9 protein-coding genes are annotated in these 10,141 nt (G+C 50.0%); 3 read left to right on the top strand and 6 right to left on the bottom strand.

Annotation, left to right across the window (positions count from 1 at the left end):
• From Q0482_RS02190 to Q0482_RS02175, 4 genes are all read right to left on the bottom strand, one after another.
• Positions 1-363, bottom strand: a 363-nt coding sequence (locus Q0482_RS02190; protein WP_299142775.1) for a hypothetical protein, incomplete at its 3' end; no start/stop codon positions are given.
• Entirely contained in the window at positions 353-1,048 is a 696-nt protein-coding gene (locus tag Q0482_RS02185; protein WP_299142773.1) for a DUF4417 domain-containing protein, read from the bottom strand. The genes Q0482_RS02185 and Q0482_RS02190, both read right to left, overlap by 11 nt.
• A 173-nt stretch (positions 1,049-1,221) precedes the next feature.
• Positions 1,222-1,773: an ImmA/IrrE family metallo-endopeptidase gene (locus tag Q0482_RS02180; RefSeq protein ID WP_299142770.1), complete on the bottom strand. Its 552-nt coding sequence runs from the start codon at positions 1,771-1,773 to the stop codon at positions 1,222-1,224.
• Entirely contained in the window at positions 1,766-2,134 is a 369-nt protein-coding gene (locus Q0482_RS02175; RefSeq protein WP_299142767.1) for a helix-turn-helix transcriptional regulator, read from the bottom strand. Before Q0482_RS02175 ends, Q0482_RS02180 begins: the two co-directional genes overlap by 8 nt.
• Positions 2,135-2,603: 469 nt before the next feature.
• Here Q0482_RS02175 and Q0482_RS02170 point away from each other — a divergent pair, with 469 nt between their 5' ends.
• Positions 2,604-5,663, top strand: coding sequence for a leucine-rich repeat protein (locus Q0482_RS02170; protein WP_299142765.1), 3,060 nt, complete (start codon positions 2,604-2,606; stop codon positions 5,661-5,663).
• Positions 5,664-5,951: 288 nt separating this feature from the next.
• Here the strand turns inward: Q0482_RS02170 and Q0482_RS02165 are convergent, their stop codons facing one another.
• Positions 5,952-6,929 carry an NAD(P)-dependent oxidoreductase gene (locus tag Q0482_RS02165; protein WP_299142762.1) on the bottom strand — a complete coding sequence of 326 codons (978 nt, stop codon included), beginning with the start codon at positions 6,927-6,929 and terminating at the stop codon, positions 5,952-5,954.
• A gap of 538 nt (positions 6,930-7,467) precedes the next feature.
• Between Q0482_RS02165 and Q0482_RS02160 the strand changes: the two genes are divergently transcribed.
• Together Q0482_RS02160 and Q0482_RS02155 are read left to right on the top strand one after the other, a co-directional pair.
• Positions 7,468-8,406: a glycosyltransferase family 2 protein gene (locus tag Q0482_RS02160; protein WP_299142759.1), complete on the top strand. Its 939-nt coding sequence runs from the start codon at positions 7,468-7,470 to the stop codon at positions 8,404-8,406.
• Between the two features lie 41 nt (positions 8,407-8,447).
• The gene (locus Q0482_RS02155) at positions 8,448-8,864 is read left to right on the top strand and encodes a GtrA family protein (RefSeq protein WP_299142757.1); all 417 of its coding nucleotides are present in this window, start codon (positions 8,448-8,450) and stop codon (positions 8,862-8,864) included.
• Between the two features lie 582 nt (positions 8,865-9,446).
• On the opposite strand, the gene Q0482_RS02150 is transcribed toward Q0482_RS02155, so the two are convergent.
• On the bottom strand, positions 9,447-10,127 hold the full coding sequence (locus tag Q0482_RS02150) for a uracil-DNA glycosylase (RefSeq protein ID WP_299142756.1): 681 nt from the start codon (positions 10,125-10,127) through the stop codon (positions 9,447-9,449).
• Positions 10,128-10,141 lie beyond the last annotated feature (14 nt).

The raw sequence follows: 10,141 nt of genomic DNA, 5'->3' as shown, positions 1-10,141 counted from the left end.
CTCCTTTATTTGGCTGCGATAATAAGAAATTCCGGTTTTGGGTTTGAAGTAAGTGATCACGATACCGCTCTTTAGGATTATGCAAATTGTCCCATTTTTCTTATTAAACTTGTATGTAGTGCCATTAGATGCTACAAAGCTGATGCAGTGTCTTTTATCGATGGTGTTTGCAAATTTAACGGCTTTAGCTTCATAAGCTTCTTTTGTATCACATTTCATTTGCGTGCCATGTCGGTTAAAGTGATCTGCTAATGTACGTCTGTTAAAAGCTTTAGCCCATGCATAATTAATGTGGCCGGTTGTTTTTCTATTATTTCCATGGCTGGTAGTATGATAACGATTACTTGCACCTTTAGACGACATGTCTTGATACCTTCTTTCTGCACTGGCTGCTCCATGGTTCATAGAAGTAGAAAGGTACCTGATTCTTGAATGCATCAATCAAAGGGAGTGGTAAAGAACCATAAACGACGATTCCCTTTGGATTTAATGCAGGAATCACTTTTTCTAAAAAGCAATACCATTCGCATTGTTCCCAGATTTCCTTAATAAAGCCATGTGTGCCTATGGACACGTACGTGTTAGAGGGAATGGCAGTAAGAAATTCCGGGATAAGTTCATCAACGCCACATCGAAGATTAGGAATCACAGGAATTCCGGATTTTCCAAAGAAATAGGTAAGTGAAAGATTATCATTTATTTGGCTCTTTTGCTTTACCATGGGCATATCAGAATGAATACTGAAATCGAATCCAATAATTCCTGCCGTACGTCTAAAGAAGTTGAGATATTTGGCAGGGTGGAGACGCACGCGATTAAAACTTGCATCTGGTGAATAGAAAGAGATAAAAGTATTTGATAGGTCTCCTCTATCATTGAGAGCCTTATCAAAAGGCATGATTTTATCGGGCAGGTTTTGCGAGACAAAAGCTGCCGGGAGAATTGGGTATTCTTCTACCTCTGTAAATTCTGCATTATCTACTAAGAATGCCTGAAATGAATCAGGAACTTGCCTCAGAGCTCGGGGCAGTACTTTTTTAATTTTCAAAATTTAGGACCTTTCCATCGGTTCCGGATACAGATATATTCTACGTTTGCTAAAGAACTTTTGTATCCTTTGAACTGATAATAATTAAACAGATAATATGTAAGCAATAAGATAAAAATCAATGGAACGACAATTGGTAGGCTGGCATCCCATCTGTTATAAAGCCATAGGCATCACCTTCTTTCCGGGAATTGGATATATTGCTTATTCGGAATATGGCGTAATTGTGTTTTGGCGGCTGCCATAGAAATCTGTGCAGACTCGCTGATTTTCAGGGCAGTCATTTCCCGGATTAGATATGAGGGAGCTAATAGTTCACCGGCGAAAACATCGGCCTGCCATTCAGGATCCTCATACACCTTAGGCCTTTCTTTATTATTTCCCTCCACCCGGCACAATGTGATATTCATTTCTTGATGAAACAGCAGGTGCCCTATTTCGTGTGCTATGGTAAAACGATCCCGCCCATTGCCGTTGCAGGCGCCCTTATATACATCTTCACGGATTCGGATAAGATGATGATCCGGATCCGTTTCTCCATGCTTATTTCCCATTTTTGATTTCTCGACGATTTCATAATTAAAATCAGGAATTAGCAGTGGCAGTATATTTTCCATAATTTCCACAATGGGAATATATAGGATATTTTCGTATCCCAATCGTTTTCTAAGTTTTCGGACGTAATGGCGGACATCAGAACGAGAAATAGGATCTGCTTTATACATTTTTCGTGCTTCCTTTCTTTAAAATTTGAGAAATGGCATCCCACTGCTCATCAGAAAGTTCATCAAAGGTACGCGCAAAGGATATGGCGTGTTCTTTTTGAAGTGAGGTAAGAGAGTCAAGAGATAAGGTCAATGAATTCTCTGTTTCAGCAATCGCTTTTGTGAATTCATTGACCTGTTCAGGCGTTAATTGGTAAAAGAGACAAATTTTACTGTTCCAGCTTGATGGCATTTTTTTCTTTCCGTTCTCTACAGCAGAAAGGAAAGAAGGGGAGACGTCTAATTTGTCAGACATATTTTTTAGTATTTCCCCGTTGTCGATACGCAGCTTTCTTAGAAATTTTCCTAATGATGTGAGCATATTGTGTTCCTCCTATAAAAGAAAGGCATTAAACCTTCCATGATTTATTATACACATATCAAATAAAAAATCAACCTACAGGTTCAAAGCAAACATAAAGAGGCAGTTTCTATTCCAATATATTAAGGAAGCACTGATTAATTTGCAGAATTGAATTTCATATGCATTTTTACCCAATGCTTTGTCATAAGTTTCCTTAAATAGCTCGCTATTTGTGTTGATGTATTCCTTGCATTGGATAAAAATGCAAGAATGAAATCCGATAACGATTTGATCAGCGTTTCCTTAATGTGGCAAGATATCTAAATTGGAACATCGAGGTAGGAAGTGCTATTTGTCTTTAGACATTAGCGGTAGATCAAATAATGTCTGGAGGAGGCCACCGCTGCCTCTTTGCCGTCTCCATGTGACATCCCCGGTCCTCCGTAGTAAAATAAGGACAAAGAATGATTGCAAAAGGAGGATTGCCATGTTTTGTATGAACTGCGGAAAACCGCTGCCTGATGGTTCCAGATTCTGCCCCCACTGCGGCACGCCGGTGCCGGCGGCCAAGGATTCTCCGGAAGGCCCTTCCCTGGATGATTTGATTCGGAAGGTGAAGGAAAAGCAGGGGACGGAGGGAAAAATCCATCCCATTTTCTGCTCCCCCGATGATGACAGTGATACCCTTCGCCCTTACCATGACGGGGAAAGGGGCGTCTATGCTTTTGACATGGATGGATTCCATTTTGAATATGATGAACGGCAGGTGGGATTCTACCGCCTCCTGAAGGCCATGATGGACGAAGCAAAAAACAGGGAAGAGCTGAAGCGCATTTACCTGGGAGAGGGGGATGTGAAGGGGCTGCTTCAATTTGTCTCTGATGAAAAGGCGGTACAGAAGCTCTTTGAAAGTGTGCTGAAAAAGGAGTCCTCCCTCCTCATGAGCCGTGGTATTTACGGTCTGGAATTCCGGAATTTCATGACCAGGGATACGACGGAAGGGGCGCCTTCTGCATTGGATGCCTGGCAGGATTTCATCGAATCCCTTCTGAAAAAGGTGGGAGACATTACAGGCAGTGCGGAGGCGGTAAGAAGGTACCGGGAGCTCCGCAAAGAGTACAGGGGACGGATTATAGGCGGCGGCTTCGGCATCGGCGGCGCCATTGAAGGCATGATTACCGCCGGCATTGCCAACTTGGTCATCGGCGCCGGCCATAGCCTTTTCAATGCTATGGGCAATGCATTGACAAACAGCCGGGAAAGGCGGGAGCTGGAAGAACTTTATGCATCAGATGAACTCATGAATGCCTTCATGGAGGCCTATCGGAAGGCGGCGTTCTTCCTGGTGATGGATGCATCGGACCGGCTCCATCTTTTGCCGCCGGATAAGGAAGACATGGGCGTGCCCCCAAGGATTCTCTCTGCCATTCAGGAGGGAGAACTGGAGAAGGGACGGTGGAAGGAGGGGGCGGCCTATGCCCTGGCCCATAACCCCTGCCACATGCTTTCCTACAAACTCTTTTATGCCTTCGGCAGGGACAGGGACGGCACGGCTGACCGCATTGCGGAAGCCTTCGGCCTTGCAAAAAAGCTGGAAGAAACCAAGTATGAGCTGTCTCTGGAGGTGCTTGAAGCCTATGGCAGGGAAAACGGCCTTCCCATGGCAGCACTCCTGAAGCGGATGAAGGAAGGGGGCAGCGCCCTTGATGAAATCATGGACCAGGAGCTTCTTCCAAAGGCAGGAGAGATTGCTGCTGCCATGGAGGGCGTGGAAATAAGATTTCCCTACGGCCTCATGGACAGGCTAAAAAAGGAAACGGAAGAAATCGTCATTCGGAAGGGAAAGGCCCGGGATACGGGTGACGGCAGCACCATTCCCTCCTTCTATTTCTATCACAGAAACGATGAATCCATAACCCTGCCGGAGGGAGTCACCGCCCTTTCAGATTACGCCTTCTGCTATTGCCCGAATCTGAAGGAAATCAAACTGCCGAATAGCCTTAGAACCATCGGCAGACATGCCTTTTACCGGCTGCCTTCCCTGAAAACGCTATCCATCCCTGCCTCCGTACCGGTGTACCCCCTTTCTGCAGCAGAGGGAGAGACGGTGGTAAAGCTTTCGCCGGAAACGACGGTGGAAAATGACGAAGACCGGGAGTCCTCCGTGCGGCTGGACATTCCCCTCGGCGGCAGGGCCTATGAATCCATGAAAGCAGGAAATCTTCCGGACAGCTATACCACCATTTTGACGAAGGAGAAGGCCGAGGACATCATTGCCGGCAAGAAACACACAAGTCTTCCGGTGGAATTCAGGCACCTTCTTCCGGATATTTCCAGAGTGTGCAATGAGGATGATGACCGCTTCCCTGAAGTCATCCACATTCCGGAAGATACAGTTCCCATAACAAAACTGGACAGCGGCGCTTTCTACAATGCACCTATCTGCTATCTCCATCTGAAAGGGGATGTAAAGGAAATCGGGGAATCCTGTTTCCAAAAGTCCACCATCTGCCAGATAAAAGCGGACGAAGGGCTGGAAGCTATCGGAGCCCATGCCTTTGAAGGGCTTCTTTACTTTGCCCACGCAGATCTGCCCTCTACCCTTTCTTTCGTGGGAGACTATGCCTTTGCCCACTGCCGGGAACTTCATTTCATGGAGCTTCTCCAGATGGACTGCCATATCGGTAAGGGAGTTTTTGAAGGGGACGACATGATTATCTGCTGCCTTCCGGGAAGCAGCTGGGAGACCTACTGCCGGGAAAATCACATTCCCTATTACCTCAAGGGAGAAAAATCGCCTCTCGTGAGGAAAGCGGAAGTCCGGCAGATCGTACGGAAGAGCCGGGCCCGAGATCACTGGCACATTTACGATAATTCCAAATACTACAGCCACGATGGTTTCATGGATGATTTCAAGCGCACTGCCCCTTCTACCAGCAGCATCCGGGGCATTCCGGTGGACAGCAGGGGAAGGGAAAAAGAGGACAATGGCGAAAGGATTTATTTCATCAGAGTCCAGGCGGAAAAGAACGGAGACTATGACCGTGAGGCCATGGCCCGTGCCATCATGGCAGATCCCCGCCGTCCGACCTATACATCGGCAGACGGAAAACGTCATATCCTCATTTACCCCTGGACTATGACCTTCAACAATTATATCTGCACCGACACCTATAATCACGCCACCCTTCTCTACGTAAACGGCGGCACGGATATTGAATACATCGGCGAATACGCCTTTGCCTCCTCCGAACTCATCGCCTTCTACGGCGAAAAGGTAAAGGAAGTGTGGGTGGGCGCCTTCAAAGGCGCGAAGGCACTGACCTATGTGGAACTGGGAAATCAGCTGCAGAGCCTGGAGGATGAAGCCTTCGCCCACTGTTCGAACCTTAAAACCATTACCCTCCCTTCCAGTCTCCGCCGTATAGGGAAAGACGTATTCAGGGACACGCCGGTTACCGTGAAATGCGAAAAAGACAGCAGGGCCTATGCCTACTGCATGGAAAACGGGATTCCTGTGGAGATGAGTGGACTGGTGGACTGGTAGGACAGCAGGATAAATGGCCGCTATCCGCTATGCCGCTTGAACCCCTTTAGGATGGCAAACGAACGTGGTTTACAGGAGAGCACAGCTGCCTGAAAGTCCAGGAAGTTGTTTCCGCTGTGGGGCAGGCTATGCTCACATATCAGCCCGGTTCAGGAGTGCTGCTGACTTCTGCCTGTGGAAGGAGTATGGCAGGACGGATGAAATAAAATTTCAAATCAAAAAACAGGTTATCCCCTGGGATGACCTGTTTTTTGATTGTCTCAAACCTCAAACCTCAAACCTCAAACCTCAAACCTCCCGTTCATATTCCTCTCTGTGGACCTTTCCCTTCACCGGTTTTCCGTCCAGAAAGGCCCGGATATTGCGGAGGGCGTTCATGAGGGCTTCCCTGTGGGCGGTGCTGCTCATTTCCGCATTATGGGCGCTGCCAAGCACGTTGGGGAAGGCAAGGAGGGGGTCGCCGTCTTTGGGATAGGCTTCATTTTCCTCCCACCACACGTCCATGGCCACATGGAAATGGGGATTGTTTTTTACCTTGTCCAGCAGGGCTTCCCGGTCGATGAGCTGGGCCCTGGCTACGTCCACCACCATGCTGTCTTCTTTCATGAGGGAAAGGATGTGTCTGCTGATGATGCCCTCCGTTTCCTTTGAAAAGGGAAGGGCCAGCACCAGTACGTCCGCTTCCTTTACTGCTTCTTCCAGATCATCCATGGTGTAGGCTTTGGAGAGAAGAGGGGACTTCGGCAGGTGGCGGGAAATGGCGGTGATCCGGCAGTGGAAGGGATGGAGCACCTCCGCCACTGCCTGCCCGATGCCGCCGAAGCCTGCGATGAGCACGGTCTGTTCGGAAAGGAGCTTCTGGTGATACCCAAGAATATGGAACTCTCCATGCTGCAGGTCATAGAGCTGCTCACGGAGGCAGCGGTTCAGGGCGATGATCATGCCGCAGGCGGATTCTGCAATGCCCCTGGCCCAGCCGCCGGCATTGCAGTAGAGGCGGATACCCTTCGGAAGGGTTTTGAAATCCAGGTGATCCACGCCGGTTCTGGTGGTCTGCACCATGGCAGGCTTGGCAAGGAGCGGAAGTTCATCTTTCCGGATGTCGCCTGTAATATTCCGGGAAAGCACCACATCCGCCTTCTCCAGCGCTTCCTTCCGCTTTTCCTCATCCATGTCCTCCAGATAGAAAAGAGAGGCCTCCGGGAAAAGGGATGAAATATCCTTTTCATACTTCTTTCTGACAGGTGGCGCAATGACAATATTCATAATTTCCTCCTTCACGAAACAGACTTTTCTTCTTATTGTACCATTCGGGGGCAAAGGGAGTGGCACAGAGGCAGGTTCCGTAGCGTCCTTGCCGCGAGCGGCATATACGCATCGCCCGAAGAGCCCGTCAAACCTGAGAGCCTTAGGAACCCTCGGCCCGAAGGGCCGTCCCCCTTTGGCGTCTGCGGCACCACCTTCACCCATAGGGAAGCGTGTCACTGGATTCTCAGTCGCCCAAGGGCTCCCTACAGCACGGCTATCACCGACTCACAATATTTTGCGCGTCGCTTTGCTCCTTCATCCTCTGCTGTCACTGACTCACTGGATTTTCGGGTCGCTGTCGCTTCCCTACAAATCCAGTTCGCATAGTGCAAAATATGTTCGCTGGTGTGACTCCAGTTCCCTTGCCACCCCGCAGGCGGCGGGACAATCATTGAAGCCACCCTCTGAACCCGGGCCGCAGAGCGGCCTTTTACCATCTGTATTTTACAGCGGGAATGGAGTACAATAATCAGTACGAGTGAAAGGAGAGTAAACCATGGACAGGATTGCCGTATTGATTCCCTGCTGGAATGAGGGGCTGACCATTGAGAAGGTGGTCACCGATTTCAAGCGGGTGCTTCCGGAGGCGGTGATTTACGTATATGATAATAATTCCACCGACCGCACGGCGGATCTGGCAGAAAGGGCGGGGGCGGTGGTGCGCCATGAGTACCGGCAGGGAAAGGGTAATGTGATCCGCTCCATGTTCCGCGACATTGACGCGGACTGCTATGTCATGGTGGACGGAGACGACACCTATCCTGCGGAAAATGCCAGGGCCATGGTGAATCTTATTCTGGAGGGGAAGGCGGATATGGTGATCGGCGACCGCCTTTCTTCCACCTATTTTGAGGAAAACAAGCGGCCTTTCCATAATTCCGGCAACATGCTGGTGCGCCGCTGTATCAACATGTTCTGGGGAGAAAGCAGCCATGAAATCAAGGACGTGATGACAGGCTACCGCGCCTTTTCACCTATGTTTGTGAAGACTTTCCCCATCCTGTCCAAGGGCTTTGAAATCGAAACGGAAATGACCATCCATGCCCTGGACAAGAATCTTCTTCTGGCCAATGTGCCTGTGTCCTACCGTGACCGTCCGGCAGGGAGCGTGAGCAAGCTCCATACCTTCCGGGACGGGGCCAAAGTGCTGAAGACCATTTTCATGCTCTATAAAGATTACAGGCCCCTCCGCTTCTTTACGGCAGCCGCCGTCCTTTTGGCTTTGATTTCCCTGGCCCTTTTCCTTCCTGTGTTCCATGAGTATGTCATCACCGGCCTGGTGCCCAAGCTGCCGACCCTGGTGACTTCCGGCTTCTTCATGATGGCGGCAGTGGTATTTCTGGGCATCGGCCTCATGCTGGATACGGAAGTGAAAAGCAGCAGGAAGAACTTTGAAATCCAGATGAATATCATCCGGATGATGCTGAAGAAATAAGGAAAAGGGGAGACGTCCCATTGTTGTAAGAAAGGTATAGTATGTTTGATTCTCTGATTCGTCGATTTTTTCCCTCCACAGAACGTTTCTGGGAGGTATTCCGCTTCCTGGTGGTGGGCGGAGGCTGTTTCCTTCTGGAATATGTGCTCCTCTTTACCCTCACCGAATACGGCGGCCTCCATCCGTTGGTGTCGGCGCCCATTGCCTTCACCGTGTCCCTGGTGGTGAATTACATCCTCTGCGTGTACGTGGTTTTCCATGCAAAGCAGCAGACCGGTATGCAGATGGTGCTCTTCGCCCTCACATCCATTATGGGCCTTGGCATCAACCAGGCGGTCATGTGGTTCTTCATCGATATCATAGGCATATGGTACATGTTCGCCAAGGTCATCGCTTCAGCCATCGTGATGATATGGAATTATTTTACCAAGCGGTATGTGCTTCATGGGCATGTGTGACACGCCCTGCGGGCGTGAGGGTTGACGGGCCCTGTGGGCCCGAAGTTTGACAGGCCCGCGGCCTGAGGGTTCTAAGGTTTGACGCGGCCTTCAGCCGCGAGGGTTGTGGTGGGCGCTTTTAATTTATAGAAGGCGCCAGTTTGTATAAAACCTTTACAACCGGGCTTTCGCCCGTGGGAAAACCGTACAACCGGGCTTTGCCCGATGGAAATACACCCCTTTTGGTACTATTTGGCACCAAAGGGGGAATCCACCGGAGGGGCTGATTTGCCGTCATGCAAATCTTCCTTATGAACCCAATGGTAAGTATGCAAAATAGGCTCCTTCCAGAGGAAGAGGGTAAGCGCTCTCCGTCAGGCGGCACTGGTAATCCAAAAGAAAATCCCGTAACGCTGACTTTATACTCATCGCCCGCAGGGCGATACCACAACCCTCGGCCCGAAGGGCCGTCAAACTTAGCCGTAAGAACCTTCGGGGCGAAGCCCTGTCAACCTTCCCCTCTGAACCCTCTGAACCCTCTGAACCCTCTGAACCCTAAGAACCCTAAAAAACGCACCATGGAAATTTTCCATGGTGCGTTTTTTACTTCAGTGCCTCTTTCAGCTGGCTGCGGAAGATATTGGCTCCTCCGTTGGCGGGGTGCCGGAGGCCGGTGACGGGAAAGCCTGCTTCGGTTAAGGTGTTCTCGCTTTTCTTTCCGATGGCGAAGATAGGAAGGGGGCCGGTGAGGGAGAGGAGGTTTCTGGTGCAGGCAAGGCCTGCTGCCAGTTCATCGTCCGCAGGGGTGCGGTTGGTGAGGAGGTTTCCTTTTTTATAGGGGTGGAAGGGAAAGATGTTCCACAGGAGGAAGTCATTGGGACCAAGGCCTGCTTCCAGGCAGGCACTCCATACCACGGAGTCTGTGGGTTCGTTGAAGCCCTTTGCCTGCTGGATGGGTTTCAGGAGGGGGCTGTCTTTCATGCTGGTACGGCTGCCCTTACGGCCCAGTACCATGGCGCTGTCCACTACGGGGTGGAGGTCAAGCAGCATGCGCTCGCAGGTCATGGCGATGCCGGAGAAGTGGCCGCCCTGGTAGCCGCAGGCTTCGGCGATGAGAAGAATCCTGGCTTTTCCAAGTCGGAGGGTGAGGTAGTCTTCCAGGTTCTTTCGCCTGATGGCCACGGCCTTTTCGATTTCATATCTTTCATCATGGTCGGCCCAGGGGTTGAAGGTGTTTTCTCCTTTATACCCGGAAAGGCCGTTGAGGAATTGGTTCAAATCCATAGGATACTCCTTTT

Source organism: uncultured Dialister sp. (assembly GCF_937959425.1).
GTDB lineage: Bacteria > Bacillota > Negativicutes > Veillonellales > Dialisteraceae > Dialister.
The sequence above is the reverse complement of the archived record's forward strand: the minus strand, read 5'-3'. Positions and strand labels throughout refer to the sequence as shown.